16 protein-coding genes are annotated in these 19,687 nt (G+C 61.1%); 14 read left to right on the top strand and 2 right to left on the bottom strand.

The window, feature by feature from the left end; all coding sequences use genetic code 11:
* Window positions 1-3: 3 nt before the first annotated feature.
* Genes tssE through BM416_RS03050 form a run of 13 tightly spaced genes read left to right on the top strand, consistent with a single transcriptional unit; the run spans window position 4 to window position 16,154 of the window.
* Window positions 4-405 (top strand): type VI secretion system baseplate subunit TssE, encoded by a 402-nt coding sequence (gene tssE / locus BM416_RS03110; protein ID WP_092485270.1) that lies wholly within the window; start codon window positions 4-6, stop codon window positions 403-405.
* On the top strand, window positions 395-2,182 hold the full coding sequence (gene tssF / locus BM416_RS03105) for a type VI secretion system baseplate subunit TssF (protein ID WP_092485267.1): 1,788 nt from the start codon (window positions 395-397) through the stop codon (window positions 2,180-2,182). Before tssE ends, tssF begins: the two co-directional genes overlap by 11 nt.
* Window positions 2,146-3,153: a type VI secretion system baseplate subunit TssG gene (gene tssG / locus BM416_RS03100; RefSeq protein ID WP_092485264.1), complete on the top strand. Its 1,008-nt coding sequence runs from the start codon at window positions 2,146-2,148 to the stop codon at window positions 3,151-3,153. The genes tssF and tssG overlap by 37 nt, the downstream gene beginning before the upstream one ends.
* A gap of 12 nt (window positions 3,154-3,165) precedes the next feature.
* On the top strand, window positions 3,166-5,592 hold the full coding sequence (locus BM416_RS03095; RefSeq protein WP_092485261.1) for an AAA family ATPase: 2,427 nt from the start codon (window positions 3,166-3,168) through the stop codon (window positions 5,590-5,592).
* Window positions 5,589-7,121 carry a sigma-54 interaction domain-containing protein gene (locus BM416_RS03090; RefSeq protein ID WP_092485258.1) on the top strand — a complete coding sequence of 511 codons (1,533 nt, stop codon included), beginning with the start codon at window positions 5,589-5,591 and terminating at the stop codon, window positions 7,119-7,121. The genes BM416_RS03095 and BM416_RS03090 overlap by 4 nt, the downstream gene beginning before the upstream one ends.
* 59 nt (window positions 7,122-7,180) lie before the next feature.
* Window positions 7,181-7,312: a type VI secretion protein gene (locus BM416_RS03085; RefSeq protein WP_081797692.1), complete on the top strand. Its 132-nt coding sequence runs from the start codon at window positions 7,181-7,183 to the stop codon at window positions 7,310-7,312.
* Between the two features lie 16 nt (window positions 7,313-7,328).
* Window positions 7,329-8,513: a type VI secretion system-associated FHA domain protein TagH gene (gene tagH / locus BM416_RS03080; RefSeq protein WP_092485255.1), complete on the top strand. Its 1,185-nt coding sequence runs from the start codon at window positions 7,329-7,331 to the stop codon at window positions 8,511-8,513.
* 5 nt (window positions 8,514-8,518) lie between these two features.
* Entirely contained in the window at window positions 8,519-9,019 is a 501-nt protein-coding gene (gene tssJ / locus BM416_RS03075) for a type VI secretion system lipoprotein TssJ (protein ID WP_092485611.1), read from the top strand.
* On the top strand, window positions 9,006-10,334 hold the full coding sequence (tssK, locus tag BM416_RS03070) for a type VI secretion system baseplate subunit TssK (protein WP_092485252.1): 1,329 nt from the start codon (window positions 9,006-9,008) through the stop codon (window positions 10,332-10,334). The genes tssJ and tssK overlap by 14 nt, the downstream gene beginning before the upstream one ends.
* Before the next feature lie 5 nt (window positions 10,335-10,339).
* Window positions 10,340-11,203, top strand: coding sequence for a type IVB secretion system protein IcmH/DotU (gene icmH, locus BM416_RS03065; RefSeq protein WP_092485249.1), 864 nt, complete (start codon window positions 10,340-10,342; stop codon window positions 11,201-11,203).
* Window positions 11,204-11,218: 15 nt separating this feature from the next.
* Window positions 11,219-14,593 carry a type VI secretion system membrane subunit TssM gene (gene tssM, locus BM416_RS03060; RefSeq protein WP_092485246.1) on the top strand — a complete coding sequence of 1,125 codons (3,375 nt, stop codon included), beginning with the start codon at window positions 11,219-11,221 and terminating at the stop codon, window positions 14,591-14,593.
* Window positions 14,594-14,598: 5 nt separating this feature from the next.
* Window positions 14,599-15,315: a PP2C family protein-serine/threonine phosphatase gene (locus BM416_RS03055; RefSeq protein WP_092485608.1), complete on the top strand. Its 717-nt coding sequence runs from the start codon at window positions 14,599-14,601 to the stop codon at window positions 15,313-15,315.
* Window positions 15,312-16,154 (top strand): serine/threonine-protein kinase, encoded by an 843-nt coding sequence (locus tag BM416_RS03050; protein ID WP_092485243.1) that lies wholly within the window; start codon window positions 15,312-15,314, stop codon window positions 16,152-16,154. The genes BM416_RS03055 and BM416_RS03050 overlap by 4 nt, the downstream gene beginning before the upstream one ends.
* Before the next feature lie 8 nt (window positions 16,155-16,162).
* Here the strand turns inward: BM416_RS03050 and BM416_RS03045 are convergent, their stop codons facing one another.
* Complete coding sequence (locus tag BM416_RS03045) at window positions 16,163-16,492, bottom strand: DUF6388 family protein (RefSeq protein ID WP_065927138.1); 330 nt, start codon at window positions 16,490-16,492, stop codon at window positions 16,163-16,165.
* A 287-nt stretch (window positions 16,493-16,779) separates the two neighbouring features.
* Between BM416_RS03045 and BM416_RS03040 the strand changes: the two genes are divergently transcribed.
* Complete coding sequence (locus BM416_RS03040; RefSeq protein WP_092485240.1) at window positions 16,780-18,855, top strand: EAL domain-containing protein; 2,076 nt, start codon at window positions 16,780-16,782, stop codon at window positions 18,853-18,855.
* Here the strand turns inward: BM416_RS03040 and BM416_RS03035 are convergent.
* Window positions 18,852-19,685: a metal-dependent hydrolase gene (locus tag BM416_RS03035; RefSeq protein WP_092485237.1), complete on the bottom strand. Its 834-nt coding sequence runs from the start codon at window positions 19,683-19,685 to the stop codon at window positions 18,852-18,854. The two genes, BM416_RS03040 and BM416_RS03035, sit on opposite strands and share 4 nt — an antisense overlap.
* Window positions 19,686-19,687: the final 2 nt, after the last annotated feature.

The raw sequence follows: 19,687 nt of genomic DNA, 5'->3' as shown, positions 1-19,687 counted from the left end.
GGGATGACGCGTAACCAAAGCCTCTTCGAGCGACTTGAAAGTCCGGCCGCAAAATCATCATGTGCCGTGACGTCCGTCGCAGCTCATCTGGGAAAGATGCTCAGCATCCGCGCTGGCAGTGTGCAGACACTGGAGGATTACGGTATGCCGGATCTCAATGACATGAGTCAGAGTCTGCATGAGTCATTGAGCCAGTCGCGCTTGTTGATCGAGCGGTTTATCCGGGCCTATGAGCCCCGCTTGAAGGATACGCACGTGAGGGCGTTGCCTTGTGGTGACGATCCTCTGGCGCTGGCGTTTGCCATTGACGCCACGCTCTGCGTCGACGGTGTGACGCAGCCCGTGGTGTTCACCGCGCGCCTGCAGGATGCTGGACAGGTTGAGGTCTTGCCTGATGTCCTTTAATCACTATTACCAGAGCGAACTCAGTGCGTTGCGACAGCTCGGGCGGCGCTTTTCCGAGCGCAATCCTGCTCTCGCGCCCTTTTTAGGGGAGGCCGGTCAGGATCCGGATGTGGAAAGACTGCTGGAAGGCTTTGCTTTCCTCACCGGTCGCCTGCGCCAGAAGCTGGATGACGAGTTGCCTGAGCTGACTCATTCCTTGATGCATCTTCTGTGGCCCAACTACATGCGGCCCATACCGGCGTTCAGTATCCTGCAGTTCGATCCGTTGAAACATGCGGGGCCCGGTGTGATGGTTGCACGGGATACACCGGTCGAAAGCGCTGCGGTCAATGGTGAGCGCTGTCGTTTTCGAACCTGCTACGCCACCTGCATCTTGCCGTTGCAACTGAGCGCGCTGGAGTACTGCGTCCAGGGAGAGCAGGCGTTGCTGAGCCTGCGCCTGGACATGGGCGGCGAAGGCAATTTCAGCGAATGTGCGTTCGATCAATTGCGCCTGCATTTGTCGGGAGACCGCTACATCAGTCAAGCGTTGTACCTGAGCCTGTTGCGCGAGGTTGAGGGTATCGAGTTGCTGCCATTGGGCGGTGATGGGCTTGCGGTCAGCGGGGCTGATGGCCAGCCCCTGCTGTTGCGATTGGGTGGCGATCAGGTCAGTCCGGTGGGGTTCGCGGAGGAGCATGCGCTGATGCCTTATCCGCAGAATACCTTTCGTGGATACCGCCATCTGCAGGAGTACTTCGCCTTTCCTGAAAAGTACCTGTTCGTCGATGTGCTTGGCCTGGATGCGTTGCAGCGGTTGCCCCAGGACGTACTCAAGCAAATCTGCAGCGTCAGGCTGTGCTTCAAGTTACGCACCCGGTGCCAGGCAACCGGATGCCCCACGCTGGACAACGTGAGGCTGTACTGCACGCCCATCGTCAACCTGTTCAAACATGATGCGGTGCCGATTCGCCTGGACGGCAAGCAGGACGAATACCTGCTGATTCCTGGGGAATACGCGCGCGCAAACGCCTGTGTATTTTCCGTCGACAAGGTCACGGGCTGGCGCCCTGGCGGGCTGGGGTATCAGGCGTACGTACCGTTTGAATCCTTTGAGCACGACGGCGTTATCGATGCATCGGCAGCGCCCACCAGCTACAGCATTCGTCAGCGTGCTTCGGCGCATCATGCCGGGCTCGATACCTGGCTGGGGTTCGGAAACGGGCGGGGGCATACCCAGGAAACGCTGTCGATCGAGCTGACATGCACCAATCACAACCTGCCTCGGCAATTGCAGGCAGGGGAGATCAATCAGCCCTGTGAGCAGACACCGGAGGGCTTGTCATTTCGCAATATCTGCGCGCCGACTGTGAGTTTCGCACCGCCCCTGGACCAGGACTTTCTCTGGCGACTTATCAGCAACATGTCGCTCAACTATTTGTCACTGAGCGACATCAATGTCTTGAAGGTGATCCTCGAAACCTATGACGTGCCGCGTTACCACGATCTGCAAGCGAAAAAGGTCAGCCAGAGAAGGCTGGGAGCCTTGCGTTCCATCAGCCATACGGCCGTCGACCGCTTGCACCGGGGCATGCCGCTTCGCGGGTTGCGGGTCGACCTGAGCATTGATTCCCAAGGTTTCCTGGGGGTGGGCGAAGCGTTTTTGTTCGCCTCGGTGCTCAACGAGTTCTTCGCGCTTTATGCCAGCCTTAATGCCTACCACGAACTGCGTGTCACCAGCACACAAGGAGATGTGTACCTATGGCCACCTCAGATGGGGCAGCAGCCCCTGCTTTGAAGCAACTGTGCCGTGCCATCCGTGAATATTCGCTGTTCCAGGCGATTTCGCAGGTGATCAAGCGCTTGCGCGATGCCCATCCGCTACTGGATGACAACGCGCTCTATGACAGGTTGGAGTTTCAGGCCAACCCGGGTCTTGGTTTTCCCGGTCACGATATTGACCGGTTGGAGTTTTTTGTTGAACACGATCAATTGCGCGCGCGTCTTCGCCTCAATGTCCTGGGCCTCTGCGGCGCAGGCTCACCTTTGCCGGCCTTTTACGGTGAGCAGGCGTGCGCCGACGGAACGGGCGGCCACACGACCCGAGACTTCCTGGACCTGTTTCACCATCGTCTGCAACGGCTGATGCTGCCGATCTGGCGCAAATACCGCTACCAGGCGTGTTTCCAGGCGCAGGCGCGTGATGCTTTTTCCGAGCAGATGTTTGCGTTGATCGGGTTGAGGGGCCAGCGCATGCGTACCGCTGCGCAGTTGGACTGCAAGCGACTGTTGCCCTACCTGGGATTGCTTGGCCTGCGGGCGCACTCGGCGGCGGTGATCGAGACAGTGCTGCGCTACTACTTCGGGCATGAGCGCGTGTTTATAGAGCAATGGGTGGAACGCACGGTTGCCATTGCTCCCCCGCAGTTGAACCAGCTTGGCTGTGCCAACAGCCTGTTGGGCTTCGACCAGGTATTGGGAAGCCGGATCACCGACTGCAACGGTAAGTTCCGGGTGCATATACAGGATCTGGATTGGCAGCGCTTCCATGGTTTCTTGCCGACGGGGTCGGAGTATCCACTGCTGTGTTCGTTGGTGCGACTGGCTGCACGAGACCCGCTGGAGCATGACCTGCGGCTGGTGCTGGCCAAGGAGGCGATCAGGCCGTTGCATGTGGGTGAACACAATGTCTGCAGGCTGGGGTGGACCACTTGGCTGGCACACGAGTGCGCCGATGGTGCGGTCATCGTGGCCAGCAATGCTCACTAGGGAACAATGATCATGATGAATGTAGACCTGCAACAGCTGATCCTGACATTGACGCCCGCAGTCCGTCAGGACCTGGAGCGCTCGGCCGAACGTTGCGTGACGCGAGGTGGCAGGGAGGTCCTGGTGGAAGACCTGCTACTGACCCAGCTGGAACGTCCCAGGGGACTTTTGATACGAGCCTTGGCCGACGCCGGGATCGCGGCGCAGACGCTGCAAGCAATGTTGCAACCCAAGGGGCAGGCAAGTGCCACGCGTAATCCGGTGTTCGCCCCGGCCCTCGTGCAGTGGTTACAACAGGCGTTGATGGTTGCCCATCTGGAGTTGCGCCAGAGCGTCGTGGACCACGGTGCACTGTTACTGGCGTTGTTGCGTCACCCGCTGCAGCACGCGGGTACCGGCTATCATGCGTTGTTGAGCGGTTTGGATGCACAGCGTATACACGGATTTGTGCTGGACCAGGGGCCTGACATCTGCCCGGCAGCAGGCGGCGAGTCACTGCTGGCGCGCTTTACCCATGATCTGACACGCCAGGCCCAGGAAGGGCGTATCGACCCGGTGCTGTGTCGCGAGGGTGAAATCCGCCAACTGATCGACATCCTTATGCGGCGGCGCAAGAACAATCCGATCCTTGTCGGCGAGGCCGGGGTGGGCAAGACCGCGGTTGTCGAAGGCCTTGCCCTGCGCATCGCCAGCTCGCAGGTGCCGGAGCCACTCAAGGGTGTGCGTGTGCTGACCCTGGACATCGCACTGCTGCAAGCCGGTGCCAGCATCAAGGGCGAGTTCGAGCGGCGTCTCAACGGCGTGATTGACGAGGTGAATGCCGCGCCGACACCGGTGATTCTGTTTATCGATGAAGCGCATACCCTGGTGGGGGCGGGGGCCGGCGATGCCGCCAACCTGCTCAAGCCGGCCCTGGCCCGCGGTGAGTTGCGGACCGTCGCGGCTACGACTTGGGGCGAATACAAGAAATACTTTGAGAAAGACCCGGCCTTGGCGCGGCGTTTCCAGCCTGTGCTGGTTGGCGAGCCCAGCGTTGAACAGGCGACTTCGATCCTGCGCGGGCTGGTCCCGGCCTACGAATCCAGCCATGGCGTGCATATACGTGACGATGCCGTCGTCGCGGCGGCGCAAATGAGCGCCCGCTACCTGGCAGGGCGTCAGTTGCCCGATAAGGCCGTGGATGTGCTGGACACCGCCTGCGCACGTGCGCGCATCAACCAGTTGACGGTGCCCGAGGCATTGGAACGCCTGTGTACCGAACAGGCTGAAGGCTCGCGCCAGCGCGAGGCACTGAATCGAGACAGGGATGCGGGGCTGCCAGTTGATGAGCAGTCTGCGCAAGCGCTGGGCCTGCACCTGGCGGCTGTCGAGAGCGAACGTCAACATCGGCAGCAGCGCTGGCTTGCACAGCGCGCACTGGAGGAGCCGGTGCGCGTATGCCCCCGCCTGGTGGCAGAGGTCATCAGTACCTGGACGGGCATTCCGGTTGAACAACTGTCCCTTGAGCACAGTGCATCGGTGCTGGGGGTTGCCGATGCCCTGCGGTCGCGCATTCTTGGCCAGGAACCTGCCATACAGGCGCTTGACCGCAACCTGCGCGCGGTGGCTGCCGGACTGAACAAGGCCGATGCGCCGGTCGGTGTGTTTCTGCTGGTAGGCCCAAGTGGTGTGGGCAAGACCGAAACGGCCTTGGCCCTGGGTGATTTGCTCTATGGCGGCGAGCGTTTTGTCACCACCCTCAACATGTCGGAGTTTCAGGAAAAACACGCCCTGTCTCGGCTGATTGGCGCACCTCCCGGTTATGTCGGCTATGGAGAGGGCGGAGTGCTGACGGAAGCCGTGCGCCGGCGCCCCTATTCGGTGGTGCTGCTCGACGAAGTCGAAAAGGCCGACCCGGAGGTGTTGAACCTGTTCTATCAGATCTTCGACAAGGGGCTGGTCAATGATGGCGAAGGCCGGGAAATCGATTTTCGCAATACGCTGATCCTGATGACTTCCAACCTGGGCAGCGATTGCATTATCGACTTATGTGCAGGCGGCCGACGACCTGGCCCGCAGGTGCTGCAGGACGCGATTCACCCTCTGCTGCGCGACTATTTCAAACCGGCACTGCTCGCCCGGATGCGAGTCGTGCCCTATTACCCGTTGATGGGCGCTGTGTTGCATGACCTGGCAAGACTCAAGCTCGACCGTCTTGGGCGAAGGTTGCAGTCACGCAAGCTGGCCTTGAGCTATACGACCGAACTGGTCACGCATATGGCTGAACGGTGCGCCCATAACGACAGCGGAGCGCGGTACATCGACCAATGGATCGAGATCCACCTGTTGCCGCAGATGGTCGATCGACTGCTTGGGGCGGTGGCGACGGGTGAGCCGCTGTCGCGAGCCCACGCCTGCCTGGATGGTGACGGGCTGCCGATCTGTGAGTTCAGTCAATGATGAACGGCGTGCTTGCTCCTTTACCCCAGCCCCTGGTCTACGCGGAGACGTTGTTGGCATGGTTCACCCGAATGGGAGTCGAGGGTGACGAGACGACGTTGCCAGGCCTGTGTGTTGCAGCGGCTGCGCAACTGAGTGAATGCGAACTCGGCCAGTTATATTGGCGGGACGAGGTCACGGGTCGGCTTGCCTTGATTGCCCAGCATTTGCCTGGCGCATTGCCCGTCGGCGCGGGTGCTTGCGGCGCTGACTTTCAGCATCACCAGCTGTTGCGTGACGTGCTCGGCCATCCCAGTATCCTGAGCGTGGAGAACCTGGTCGATAGTGTGTACGAAAGCGGTTTTCTACCCGCGACAGCTACGCCCTGGCACTCGTTGATATGCCTGCCGCTGTTCGGTCGCCACAAGGCCGTTGCCGGTCTATTGCTGTGCGCCAGCCAGCGGCCGAAACTGCTCCAGGACTACGGACCCTCGTTAAGCCAACTGGCAAGCTTCGCCTTGAGTCAACTGGCGCTGTTGCGACGTGTGCGTCCTCCGCACAACGGCTCCCAGGCCAGGCCTTGCCTACCCTCGGCGCGTATGACGTATGGGTTGATCGGCAACAGCGCAGCCATGGACGAAACCTACCGGCTGATCGGCAAGGTACTGAATGCGCCCTGCACAGTGCTGCTGCGCGGGGAGACCGGAACCGGCAAGGAGGTGGTGGCACGGGCCATCCATGCTGCCGGGTCGCGCAGTAGCAAAGCCTTTGTGGTGCAGAACTGTGCGGCCTTTCCCGAGGGGCTGCTGGAGAGCGAGCTATTCGGTTATCGCAGGGGCGCCTTTACAGGCGCCGAACGTAACCATGCGGGGCTATTTGACGCCGCCGATGGCGGCACGTTGCTCCTCGACGAAATCGGCGATATGCCGCTGTCACTCCAGGCCAAGCTGCTGCGGGTGTTGCAGGAAGGCGAGGTTCGCCCGTTGGGAGCCGATGCGGCCCATAAGGTCGATGTGCGAATTATCGCAGCGACCCACCGTGATCTGGCTGCAATGGTGGCGGAGGGCAGTTTTCGCGAGGACCTGTACTACCGACTGGCGCAGTTCCCGATCGAATTGCCGGCCTTGCGCGAGCGCGACGCAGATGTGCTGCTGTTGGCGCGACAGTTCTCGCAATCGGCCTGCGCGGCACTGGGGCTCGCACCGGTGGAATGGTCTGCTGCGGCCTTGGATCAACTCTCGTGCCACCCTTTTCCCGGGAATGTCCGTGAACTCAAATGCCTGGTGGAGCGCGCGGTACTGCTGTGTGACGACGCAGTGGTGCTGCCTGCACACCTGGGCCTGGCGTCCGGGCCGACCACTATTGCTGTCGGCGCGACGTTGCGCCAGCGCCTGGAGGGGGTTGAACGGGTATTCCTGATCGACTGCCTGCACAAGAACCGTGGCAACCGGACCCGTACGGCACGCGAGTTGGGGCTCGCGCGCCGCACCCTGCTTTACCGCCTTGCACGCTTGAACATCCCTGGCGGCGATGTCCGAGGGGGATGCTGAATGGTGCACGTATGGATTCCACTCTTCGCCGCCGGCCTTACTTTCATTGGAGATACCTGATGCCACTTCGTACTTGGAAAGCCTTGGGGCTTGTCCTGTGCCTGTTGAGCGGCTGCAACGCCAATTACGTTTTTGATGACGCTGACTACCGTCCGCTGGGTGACCCCCAGGCGACACGTCGCAGCGATTGAACAGCGGAGTCTTGTCATGCAACTAGTGTTAGAGGTGTGCAATACCGGAAGCGGTGAGCCTGCATCCTGTAAGACATTCGACGGCGCCGGCGGCGTGATCGGCCGCGGGATCGGCTGTGACTGGGTCATCCCCGACGCGAGTCGCTTGCTCTCCAGTCATCATGGCCTGGTCAGCTACCGGGATGGCCAGTATTTTTTCACCGACATCAGCAGCAATGGCATTGGCGTTTCGGGCAGCGCGGAGCGTTTGTGCAAAGGGCAGGCACGACTGATCAGCGAGGGTGATGTCTACCAACTGGGGCCAGTGGATATCCGTGCACGACTGGTGGCGCCCGGGAGACAAAATGGCCGGCAGGTGTTTTTCGGCAACGATACGATTCCGGATGACGCGTTTTTGGTGCTTGACCCCTTGCGAGCACTCGATAGCGAGCAGGTGCATGGCAGCTCATCCGGGGATCCGGATGCGCTGAAACTCTCGGCTGCGAGGGCGGCCTGCGCACTGTCCCACTGCCCCCTGGAGCGGGATCACCTGATCGTGCCGAGATGGGCCGAGCCAGTAACGGAAGAGGCCTCGACTCAACCCGCCCAGGTGACTGCAGCCAGTCGTGCTCCATTCTGGTCGCAGTTCGCGGAGGCGATGGGCGTGCCCCTGGATACGCTCGATACCCAGGCATGCGAAGCCCTGGCGATCAAGGTGGCTGGCCTGTTCAGGCAAACCATCGAAGGGCTGCAGCAGAGTCTGCGTACTCGCGATGAGCTGAACGGCGAGTTGAACCTCGGTTGGACCGTGCCTGCCATTAAGAGTCACAACCCCTTGAAGGATTGCACCGATACCCCGTCTGCCCTGGCCTCACTGTTGGGCCTCGGTGAGCCGGGCCCGCTGCCTGCAGAGGTAGCGGTCGCCCAGGCATTCCGGGAAATGCAAATCCACCAGTTGGCCTTGGTCGTGGCTTGCCGTGCTGCAATACGTGGCGCTGTGGAGGCATTTGCACCAAGCCATCTGTTGCTGTGCTTCGAGCGCCAGGACATGCCGGCCAGGTTCTCTACCGATGGAGCCCACTGGCGGGCCTACCAGCGCCATTACCGACACCTTATCGACGAGCAACCCTTGGGCGAGCAGCTGTTGCGTAACGAATTTTCCAAAACCTACGCCGAGCAGGTGCGCCTGGTCGCCACACTGCATGCGGCTTATCCGGGATGATTGTCATGTATCGAGCTGCCGTTCTGTCAATGCTGCTTGTACTCGGCCTGTTGACCGGGTGTGCCAGCGTGTCACCGTATTCAACCCTGACCAAGCTGGACCTGGTGTTGAGCGCCAGCGAGAGCGTCAACCGCGATCTTCACGGTCGCCCGTCTCCCATCGTGGTGCGCCTGCTGGAGCTGCGGCACCCGGTGGCGTTCGAAAACGCTGATTTCTTCACCCTCTATAGCCGCGCAGAGCAGGCGCTGCCCAAGGACTGGGTCAACAGCGAGGAGTTGGAGCTGCGGCCCGGTGAGCGGTTGGCGCTGAAGCTCAGTGTCGAACCACAGAGCCGTTATGTCGGGGTGCTGGCTGCCTATCGGGACCTGCCCCATGTGCAATGGCGGCTTGTGCTGCCCGTCGCCCGGCAGCGCCTGACGCGTGTCGAGCTGATGCTCGACGAGTCCGGGGTTCGCGTCGTTACCCCTCAAGCCCGGAGGTTGGAGGATAGACATGCAGGTTCATAAAGTCGTGTGGCAGGAGGGCATGCTGCTGCGCCCCCAACACTTGCAGCACAACGACCGTTACTACCACCAGCAACTCAACCGTACCCGTTTGCTGGGCATTGATGGTTGGGGGTTCCTGACCCTTGATGTCGATATGCAGTACCTCAATCTGGGGAAGCTGGTCGTCAACCAGGCCAGCGGTGTATTTCCCGATGGCAGCTTGTTCGAGCTGAGCAGCGTGATGGAGCCACTGGTGTTGCAGGTTCCTGCCCACACCAGTGGGCAAGCCATTTACCTGGCGTTGCCGTTGGCCATCGGCAATCAGGTGGAAGTGCGCCAGCAGGAGCACAGTGATGTGCTGGCGCGCTACGTAAGCTGCGAAGCGGAGATCACTGATTCGAACGCTGGCTTTGATTCCCGTTGCCGGATCAACTGCGCACGCCCGGACCTGCGATTGCTGTTAGGGGAGCAAACCAGTGACACGTTGCAGGTGAAACTCCAGGTTGCCCGGGTACTGGATTCGACTCCGGAGGGCGGCGTGCGGCTGGACGCGGATTTCGTACCGGCGTTTATCTATGTGCAGGGCTCAGGCTATGTCGCGTCATGTATCAAGGAAGTGCTGAGTCTGCTGGCCACCCGAGGCGATGCGATTGCCGCGAGGATCCGGGGAGGTAGCGGGTCGGAGGCGGCCCAGGTGGGCGATTTCCTGATGCTGCAGCTGATCAATCGAACCGAGCTGGTGTTGCGTCACTTCCTGAGTCAGAGCCAGGTACGTCCGGAGGTGTTGTACCGGCAGTTGTTGTCGATCCTCGGTGAGTTGTCGACGTTCGCCACCGACAACAAACGCGCGCAACTGGAGACTCGTTACCAGCATGGTGAGCAGGGGGCGAGTTTTCGCGGGTTGATGGAAGGCATTCGCACCGTGCTGTCGTTGGTGCTGGAGCAGCACGCCACTGAGCTCCCATTGGAGCCTCGACAGTATGGTGTGCTGGTCTGTCCGGTGAGTGATCTCAAACTGCTGGGTAGCGCAACATTCATTCTGGCGGCAACTGCCCAGTGCGATTCGGAGGAGCTGCGCCACCGCCTTCCGGCGCACTTGAAAATCGGCTCCGTGGAGCGCATCCGCGAGCTGGTCAATCTGCATCTGGCCGGCATCAAGGTCAAGCCACTGCCGGTGGCTCCCCGACAGATCCCGTTCCATGCCGGCAAGACCTATTTCATGCTCGAACTCAGTGCCCGTGATATCACGCAGCTGGAGCAATCGGGCGGTTTTGCCTTCCACGCCAGTGGCGAGTTTGCCGAACTCAAACTCAATTTCTGGGCCATCAGGAACTGAATGCCATGACAATGGACAGTGAATACCCGCAGGACGAAAAAACTATCCTGCTTGACCTCGATGGTCGCGCGCCCGCAGGGGCGCCGGTGACGGACTTCCCATCGCCACCGCGCTTCGAACGGTTGGAAGACCGGATGATCTACACCGCCAGCCTGCAAGGGGCACAGAGTTTCAAGATCGGGCCCAACATCCTGGTGGTCGCCGCCTGGGAACTCCTGTCGCAGGTCGTTCGACTCAAGCGCAGTTCCGGTCGGGAAAGCTTGCAGGCCCTCAATGATCGGTTGTCGTCGGGGATCACCGCGTTTGAAGCGTATGCCTTGCACCAGGGTGCAGAGGACAGGCAGGTCATGTCGGCGCGCTATGTGCTGTGCAGCGTTATTGACGAAGCCGTGGTCACTACCCCGTGGGGCAGTCGCAGTGACTGGTCGAAATCCAGCCTGTTGAGCCGCTTTCACAACGAAACCTTCGGTGGCGAAAAATTCTTCCAACTGCTGGAGCGTTTATCCCGCGACCCCGTCAAGCACCTGGCAATGCTGGAGTTGATGTACCTGTGCCTGTCACTGGGGTTTGAAGGCAAATACCGCGTCATGGAGCGGGGCGGGCCGCAGTTGGAAGCGGTACGCGATGGCTTGTATCGACAGATCCGGCATGTGCGCGGTGAGCGCCCGCCGATGCCTGTGCCCGCTGCCGCAGCACAGGCACCCGGTGCCGGGCTGCGCATCTTTTCTCCTGCCGGGGTCGTCGTCTTCACGCTCGCCTGTTTACTGGCCATGTACCTGGGCTTTGCCTGGGCATTGGGCAATGAACGCCTGGCGGTGCTGCAACCTGTTCAATCTTTGGCGTCGGATCAGACACGGTCGCCGTTGTAACGCTGGGAGCTATGAATGAACGCATTCTTCAAGGGCGTGGGCACGGCGCTGCGCAAGACGTGGGTCTGGAGCCTGTTTGTGGTGTTTGCCAGCGCGTTGCTGGTGTGGTTTTTCGGGCCATTGCTGGCGGTGGACGACCACCGGTTCTGGCAGGGCGCTCCGGCTCGTCTGTTGACCATAAGCGGGTTATTCCTGCTGTGGGGGTTAGCGATGGTCATGGTCGACCCACGCCGTACCGCACGATTGAATCGGCACGAGCACCAGGAGCGCCATCAAGGCAAGGGGTTGATTGACGAAGAGCGGAGGCAGGTGCGGGGGCGTTTCAAGGAGGCGTTGCACACACTGAAAACCTCCCGTCGTTATGGCGAGCGCAATGAGCGTTGGCGCAACGACTTGCCGTGGTATCTGTTGATCGGCCAGCAGGGCAGCGGCAGAACCCGTCTGCTGGCCGCCTGCGGATCGCAGTTCGCCCTTGATCGGGAGCAGGCGATGACGCCGGGCGCAACTCAGTATTTTGATTGGTATCTCGCCGACGAAGCTGTCCTTGTCGAGAGCGCAGGGCGCTACCTGGCCCAACCCGACAGTGCCGTGGATGGGGCCGGCTGGGCGACGTTTCTGGACCAGCTCAGATTGCGGCGCAGGGTTCGCCCGCTCAATGGCGTGGTGGTGACGCTGGCGGTGGAGACGCTGCTTGGCAGCACTGATCGCGACCTGGACCTGCATGCGCGCCACGTGCACACCCGGTTGCAGGACGTACAGCAGATGCTGCATGTGGATGTGCCGATCTATCTGGTATTGACCCAGGCTGACCGGTTGCCGGGCTTTGTCGAATTCTTTGATGCGTCCCAGGGCGACGGCGCCGAAGCCCTGCTCGGAGAACCCGTGGCAACAGGTCCGGCCGGTACCGCGATCACCCAGGTTCGCGAAGCGTTCGAGGCGTTTCTGCAACGCCTTGGAGCAGAGCTGATTGCGCGTTTGCATCAGGAACGCGATATCGAACGTCGCGGGCTGATGCTCGATTTTCCTCGGCAGGCTGCGCAAATCGGTGAACGTTTGTGCCTGTTTGTGGAGTCTGCGTTCTCCTCTCATCGCTTTCAGCGTATTAACGGATTGCGTGGCTTTTACCTGACGAGTGCGCAGACTGCCGACAGGCGTTCCTACTTCGTCCAGGGCCTGTTCAACCGGGTGATTTTTGCCGAGGCCAATCTCGCCGGGCTGCAGACTCCGGAACGACAGCGTATCCGTCGACACCAAGGGTTGCTGGCGTTGGCCGCCTCCGTGGTCATTGTCGCGGCGGGGTGGCTGTGGGCACACAGTTATTCGATCAATCACCAGCGGCTGGTGCAACTGGCGCAACTGCTCAAGCCACAGCCGCCTGCCTCACCCGGTCTGGACGATACCCTGGTGCTCCTGCGTCTGCTGGACGATCGCCTGGCCGCGACCCAAGTGTTTCCAGCGTTGGCGGAGGCTCGTGCGGTGGAGCGGGGCGGCTTGTATCAAGGGGAGGCGAGTCGGCCACTGTTGGTCAGTGCCTATGAAGACTTGCTGCACCAGCAGTTGTTGCCGCTGGTATCTACGATGCTTGAAGAACAGTTACGGGCCAGCCTTGGCGACCGCGAGGGGCTTTTGGACATCCTGCGGGCTTACCTGATGCTCAGTCTTCGCGAGCGTCGCGATAAGGTTTGGCTGGCGCAACGCGTGGCCGTTCATTGGGCTGTGCGCTATGCCGGTGATGCTTCGGTGCAGAAACGATTGAATGCACATTTTGCACGGCTGCTTGAGCGCCCCTTCGCGATGCCCTTGAACGTTGAGCTGGTCGCCGAGGCCCGCCAGGAACTGCGCGGCGAATCGTTGGCGGGCGTGGTCTATCGGGCGCTGCGTGACCAGGCGCGTGACCTTGAGCCCTTGCGCCTGGCCGAGGGGAGGGGGTTCTCAGCGGTCGAGCAGCCCATCCCCGGCTTCTATACCCGGCGGTATGTGCAGTATTTCGAAAGGCAGGGCTCTCGGCTGGTGAATGCCATTGCTCAGGACAACTGGGTACTTGGGGAGGACGCAGACCTCAGCAGCCTGGATTTGCGCCAGTTGATGCTGGAGCTCGAGCAACGTTATTTCAGTGAGTACGCCGACACCTGGAGCCAAGCCATTGGCCAGGTGCGCCTGCAGGAAAGTGACAGCCTGAGCCAGCATGCTGACGGGCTTGCCAGCCTGGCGTCAGCGCAGTCGCCGTTGGTGCAGCTGTTGCGACAGGTTCGGGAAAACACACGCCTGCTGTCGACCAACGATCCCCTTGAGGCCTTGAGCCCGCCCGTCGGCGAGCTCGGGACCAGCGCTTTCAGCATGTTGTCCAGCCCGTTGCATGGGCAGGCAAAGCCTGATTCTGCCCGGCGTGCACTGCAGCGTCGGTTCGAGCACCTGCACCAATTGCTGGATGCGGATCAGAACCCTGGAGCTGAACTGACGCAGGCGTTGCGGCTGCTCGACGAATGGCATCTGCAACTGGCGGCCCTTAACCGCGAAGCTACCCCAGGGCAGGCGGCATTCATGATGGCCAGGCAACGAATGGAAGGGCAGCAGCCATTGCTGGGGAATCTGCGGGATGCTGCCGGGCGCCTGCCGTTGCCGGTCAAGGGATGGTTCGAAGGCATTGCCGATGACAGTTGGCGGCTGCTGCTCGATGATGCTTATGTGTATATAAATCAGCGTTACCAAAGTGAGGTCTATGGCTTTTACGCCAAGGCGATCCAGCGTCGGTACCCATTCAACCCACGGTCCGAGAGTGATGTTGCCCTTGGCGATTTCCAGGACTTTTTCAAGCCGCGGGGTGGCATGGCGCGCTTTTATGAAAGCTACCTGCGGGCCTTTGTCAGTGCCGAGTCCGGTCGCTATCGTCTACGCGGCCTGGATGGCCGTAGCCTGGCGCTGTCGCGCTCATTGCTGGAACAGCTGACGAAGGCCCAGGTGATTCGCCAGGGGTTTTTCACTGAGGACCAGGGTGAGTGGGCGGTTCGCTTCACGCTGGCGCCCTATAGCCTGGACCAGGCGGTCAGCCGAGCGATCCTGAGCATTGGTGATCAACACCTTGAATACCGTCATGGCCCGATCGTGCCCATGGTTTTCCAGTGGCCAGGCGAGGCGGCCGATGGCCGTAGCAGCCTGGTGCTGGAGCGGGGGGCGGAACGGCCGCTGGGCATGGAAAAAAACGCTGGTCCCTGGTCGTTGTTCCGGTTTTTCGAGCTGATGCAAAGTGAGCCTGGGAGTGGCCGGGGTTCTCGGCTGCTCAAGGCTGAGCTCGCTGGCACGCGTGCCACCTTCCTGCTCAACAGCCATCGCAACCCTGGTCCTTTTCAGATGGCGAACTGGCGCACCTTTCGTTTGCCGGAGCAACTGTGAGGCAGGTGCATGCCGATGGGTGCAGCGCCGGGCGAACGGCGCGAGGCAAGACACGCGCGCGCAATGAGGATGCGTTCCTCGACTGTCCCCGGCGCGGTTGTTGGGCGGTAGCGGATGGAATGGGTGGGCATCTGGCTGGGCATGTGGCCAGCCACTGGGTCATCAGCAGCCTGGCTTCGTTGCCCGACCAAGGCAGCTTTGACGAACGGATCGATGCCATACGCCGCTGCTTGCGATGGCTCGACCGTCAAATGGGGCAAGCCACGACGGAACAAACTGCCGACGGCATCATGGGCAGCACCGTGGTTGCGTTGCTGCTGGAGGGTAATCGCGCAGCCTGCATCTGGGTCGGGGACAGCCGTTGCTATCTTTGGCGGGGACGACGTTTGTACCAACTGTCGCGGGACCATTCCCTGTGGCAGCAACTGATGGACAAGCAGCAATTGAGCCTGGAGCAGGCCCTGGCGCATCCGGATGCCAGGGCCTTGACCCGTGCCATCGGTGGGCGGCAGCCATTGAGTCTGGGGGTGCTGGAGTTCATTACCCAACCTGGGGATGTGTTTTTATTGTGCAGCGATGGTTTGTATCAGGGGCTCAGCCATGGCGAGTTGGGCAGCGCCCTGAGTGTGGGGCCGCCCCGCCAGGTAGTGGATCGGTTGTTTTCCGACGTGCTACGAGGGGCGGCCCAGGATGATCTGACGGCCGTGGTGGTCCAGCCGTGAGCGAGGTCGCCGGCCCGCCGAGACTGCTTGCGGGGCGCTATCAGCTGGAGCGGCTATTGGGCAGCGGTGGCATGGGAGTGGTCTACCGAGCCAGGGATATGCTGCACGAGGCGTTCGGCGAGCCCAACGCATGGGTGGCACTCAAGTTGTTGGGCGATACGCTTGCCGAATCTTCCGACGGCCATGTATTGCTGTACAGCGAGTTCGCCCTGACCCGGAGCCTGCGGCACGATCACGTGGTCAGAACGTACGCTTTCGAGGTCGATACTCCGCGTCAGGTTGCGTTCTTCACTATGGAATTGCTGCAGGGCAGGACCCTTGACCGCATCCTCTCGGAGTGCCCGTATGGATTGCCGTGGCGGGAGTTGCAACCCATCGCCCTGCAACTGTTGGATGCACTGGCTTATGCCCACAGGCAGGGCGTTCTGCATGGCGATGTGAAACCGGCCAATATCATGCTGGGCGAGCAGGGAGTGCGGCTGTTCGATTTCGGCCTGGGCCATGCCGAGGCGAAGCAGGCTGCGGGGCTGCCCACCTTGAGTCGCAGTCGCTTGAAGGCTTGGACGCCTGGGTATGCGGCGCCGGAACTGGTGGCCGGGGGGAACATCTCCGCCAGGGCCGACTTGTATGGCGCCGCCTGCGTAATCTATGAGCTCGCCCAGGGACGGCGCCCCGGCGAGCATCAGTCGGATCAGCCATTGTGCAGGCCTCGGCAATTACCTCGGCGCTGCTGGCCGGCGTTGCGTTCTGCGCTGGCCCTGGACCCTGAGTGCCGAACCATTGCCGTCGAGGAGTTATGCGAAGCGATGAATAGACGACGGCGCTACTGGTTTGTCTAGTGGGCGTGTCAATCAGCCAAATCATGCAGTTGGCAGTATTCGGTCCAACTCAAGCCGGCCATCTGGGCAACTTCCTTGTGTACTTCCAGGCGCCGCGCCTCGAAGTCAGCGGGGGATTGGCTGGTCAGCCTGAGGGTCAGCTCCCAGGCAAACAAACCCTGGCGTTCTGCTTCTGCCTCGAAGGCTTCATGCAGCCGTTCGGCGCGGTACTGTGCCAGGGTTTCACCCTTGGCCTGAGCGGCCAGCGGGTTCAGGGTGTTCAGTTCGGCAGCCACATCGGGATGTTCGTTCAGGAATCGATCCAGCGCGAGCTGGTGGTTATCGCCGGGAGGTGACAAGGGCGTGCTCCAAATCAGGTGGGACCATGCCTCGGTTTCTGGTCCGAGGCAAGCCGTGTGTGCACAAGCAACACAGATAACGGGTATTGAAGCAGATTCCAGGACCGGTCCAGATCAGAAAATCAAATTATTGGAGATGCCCGGCTTTGACTGTCACTCATTGCTGGAAATTCACCGATACCCATGGCAAAGGACTTTCGCTCCCGGTGCCAGGACGTGTAGCGTTAGCCCCGGTGCTTCCGACCCTGCTTTCCAAGGGCCGCGGGCGATGGGCAGAGGGACGGGTCATGGCGCAAACGCTGTTCAAACTTTTCTTTACCCAGCGCCTGGCCGCTTTGGCCAGTGCCGATTCATTGCGAGCGATCCGCGAAGGGTTGCTGTGGATCTTGCCGTGCCTGCTGGTGTCGGCGGCTTTTCTGATCCTGTCCGAATGCGCTCGGGTGTTGGGCGGCAGCCCGCAGGTGGTGAGCTTCCTGGCGGGGTTGCACAATCAGATCAGTTCGGTGATCCCGTGGCTGGTGGCCGCCTCCATTGGCTACATGCTGGCGATCCAGCATCGCCTGCCGCAATTGCCGGTGGCGTTCCTGTGCCTGGCCCATGTGGTATTGGCGACGTTTACCCTGCGGGAGTATCCCCGGGCATCGGCCACCTTCCTGCTGTTTATTGCTATTGCCTCGCCGCTGCTGAATGTACCGGCCTTGGCCTGGCTGCACCGTTTTCGCTGGACGCGCCTGGTCAACGAAGACCTGGTGGGGCACAACCTGCGAGGCACGATCAATATGGTGGTGCCAGGGGCCATTACTGCCCTGGCGCTGGTGGCGGCGCTGTCCTTGTTGTTGCAGATACCCTATGTGGCGCAGCTGCAGGGCCCCCAGGTGCTCGATGCGCTGGAATCGCCCTACGGCAGCGGTTTGTTTGTCACCCTGATGAACTCGCTGTTGTGGTTTTTCGGGGTTCACGGCGTCTATGCCATGCAACCGCTGTTTGATGTGCTGGACCAGGCCGTGGCGCTCAACGGCGCCGCGTTGGCAGCGGGCGAGCCAATCAGATATGTGCTGAACGGCGGCCTGTTGGGCAGTTTTGCCTTTATCGGTGGTTCGGGCGGTGCGTTGTGTTTGTTGATCGCAATCCTGCTGTTTTCCAAGAGCCAGTCCATGCGCCTGGTGGCCGTGGCGAGTTTGCCGCTCTCGCTGTTCAACGTCAGTGAAGTCCTGCTGTTCGGCCTGCCGATCATCCTGAACCCGCGTCTGTTCATTCCGTTTCTGCTGGTGCCTGCGCTGAATGCAACGGTGGCGCTTACCGTGGTGCAACTGGGCTGGGTATCCCCGGCGGTGGCCAGCGTCCCGTTTACCGCACCGGTGTTGCTCAATGCCTACCTGAGTACTCATGGCGACCTGGCGGCAGTCGCGCTGCAAGTGACGCTCCTGGGCCTGGGCACGCTGGTGTATGCACCCTATGTGCGCGCGATTCATCGCCAGGCTGCCGAAGGTGGCACGGTGTACCTCAAGTCCCTGGACATGACCTTCCGCGGCCTGGAAGAAAAAGGCCGGCTGCGCGAACTGGACCCGGTCCTGGCTTCCCACAAGGCCCTGGCGCGCCAGGCCAATGAACTGAATCGCATCCAGCAGATCAGCGATTATGAGTTCTATCTTGAATACCAGCCCCAGGTCTCGACCCGCACCGGGCTGTGTACTGGCTGCGAAGCGCTGATGCGCGCCCGCGATGCCCAGGGTACGGTGCATTCACCGTGGGAGTTCCTGCAATGGCTGGCCCAGGCGCGGTTGATGCCGGACGTGGATATGTGGGTGGCATCCCAGGCGATTCGCCAGTACCAGAAATGGCAGAAACTCGGCTTTACCCTGCCGATGACCATCAATATTTCCAGCGCCACCCTGACCGACGCCGCCCACGGCGAGCGCCTGGTGGAGATCCTCGCCCAGGCCCATGGCCAGGTATCGGTGGAGATCACCGAAGACGCGCTGGTCAGCGATATCCCTGCCACGCGCCAGAACATCCAGAAACTGCAGGGCATCGGCGCCAAGGTCTATATCGATGATTTCGGCACTGGGTTTTCGGCCTTGAGTTACCTGCATCAGTTCCCGGTGGACTTCATCAAGATCGATCGCAGTTTCGTGGTGGCGCAGCACGATCCCAAGGGCGCCCAGGTCCTGACCGGCATGCTGCGTTTCTGCGAAGCGCTGAACCTGGGCGTGGTGGTGGAGGGCGTGGAGACCGCCGAGCAGTTGGCCTTCTTGAACACCGGCGCCGAGCTGATTATCCAGGGCTGGTATTTCAGCAAGGCACTGCCGGGCGATCAGTTGGAAGGTTTTGTGCGCGAGCGTGCGGCCATGGCGCAGGTCTAGTAGCCGCGCTGGGTCTGTTCGATCTCTTCGACCAAGCGATCGATACCTGCCAAGCGTGCACGGTTGTCGTGATCCCAGGGGTGAAAGCCGGGTTTGAAGTAGTGCAACCACGGCCGCACCATGCGTGGGAAAACACCCTTGGGGCCATAAAGAAATTTCAACATGCGCCAGAAGCCTTTGAGGTGCCCACCCGCCTTGCGGTCGGCAATCAACAGACGCACATGAAAATCCAGCACCACCAGCCAAAAAAACACTGTGGTGGTGAGCATGGCGCCCGTGCGCAGCAGGTAGCGTTTGGGCCCAGGCTCGATCACCGTATTCCACACATCAAATGCCACAGCTTTGTGTTCGGTTTCTTCCAAGGCGTGCCAATACCACATCTGTTGGTAACCCTTGAGCGAATCGCCAAAGCGTGACGGATCGCTCAGCAGGATCTCCGCGAGCATCGCCGTGTAGTGCTCAAGGGCAATGGTGATCGCCAGGTTGAACGACGGTGGGAAGTGCTTCTTCTGCAGGTCGAGAATGAATTTAAGCCGACGGTCCAGGGTGTGCGCCGGAAGCCCGGCCGCTTGCATCAGGTCGTTATAGGCCACATGTTCGCGGCTGTGCATGGCCTCCTGGCCGATAAATCCCTGGATCTGTTTCTTTAGCGCCGGATCGTCGACGCGTTGGCGGTAGTGACGCACGCTGTCCATGAAAAACAGTTCGCCCTGGGGGAACAGCAGCGACAAGGCATTGAAGAAATGCGTGATGAACGGGCCCTGTTCGTGCCAGTCGGTGATGCGTTCGGCGGGCAGGGCAAAGTGGAGGTCGCGGCGGATCGGCAACATGA

Source organism: Pseudomonas sp. NFACC42-2 (assembly GCF_900116055.1).
Taxonomy (GTDB): Bacteria; Pseudomonadota; Gammaproteobacteria; order Pseudomonadales; family Pseudomonadaceae; genus Aquipseudomonas; species Aquipseudomonas marginalis.
The sequence above is the reverse complement of the archived record's forward strand: the minus strand, read 5'-3'. Positions and strand labels throughout refer to the sequence as shown.

What these genes read in the sequence shown, in the direction of transcription:
- tssE (WP_092485270.1), top strand. Translation starts at nt 4, where the DNA reads ATGACGCGTAACCAAAGCCTCTTCGAGCGACTTGAAAGTCCGGCCGCA.
- tssF (WP_092485267.1), top strand. Translation starts at nt 395, where the DNA reads ATGTCCTTTAATCACTATTACCAGAGCGAACTCAGTGCGTTGCGACAG.
- tssG (WP_092485264.1), top strand. Translation starts at nt 2,146, where the DNA reads ATGGCCACCTCAGATGGGGCAGCAGCCCCTGCTTTGAAGCAACTGTGC.
- BM416_RS03095 (WP_092485261.1), top strand. Translation starts at nt 3,166, where the DNA reads ATGATGAATGTAGACCTGCAACAGCTGATCCTGACATTGACGCCCGCA.
- BM416_RS03090 (WP_092485258.1), top strand. Translation starts at nt 5,589, where the DNA reads ATGATGAACGGCGTGCTTGCTCCTTTACCCCAGCCCCTGGTCTACGCG.
- BM416_RS03085 (WP_081797692.1), top strand. Translation starts at nt 7,181, where the DNA reads ATGCCACTTCGTACTTGGAAAGCCTTGGGGCTTGTCCTGTGCCTGTTG.
- tagH (WP_092485255.1), top strand. Translation starts at nt 7,329, where the DNA reads ATGCAACTAGTGTTAGAGGTGTGCAATACCGGAAGCGGTGAGCCTGCA.
- tssJ (WP_092485611.1), top strand. Translation starts at nt 8,519, where the DNA reads ATGTATCGAGCTGCCGTTCTGTCAATGCTGCTTGTACTCGGCCTGTTG.
- tssK (WP_092485252.1), top strand. Translation starts at nt 9,006, where the DNA reads ATGCAGGTTCATAAAGTCGTGTGGCAGGAGGGCATGCTGCTGCGCCCC.
- icmH (WP_092485249.1), top strand. Translation starts at nt 10,340, where the DNA reads ATGACAATGGACAGTGAATACCCGCAGGACGAAAAAACTATCCTGCTT.
- tssM (WP_092485246.1), top strand. Translation starts at nt 11,219, where the DNA reads ATGAACGCATTCTTCAAGGGCGTGGGCACGGCGCTGCGCAAGACGTGG.
- BM416_RS03040 (WP_092485240.1), top strand. Translation starts at nt 16,780, where the DNA reads ATGGCGCAAACGCTGTTCAAACTTTTCTTTACCCAGCGCCTGGCCGCT.
- BM416_RS03035 (WP_092485237.1), bottom strand. Translation starts at nt 19,685, where the DNA reads ATGTTGCCGATCCGCCGCGACCTCCACTTTGCCCTGCCCGCCGAACGC.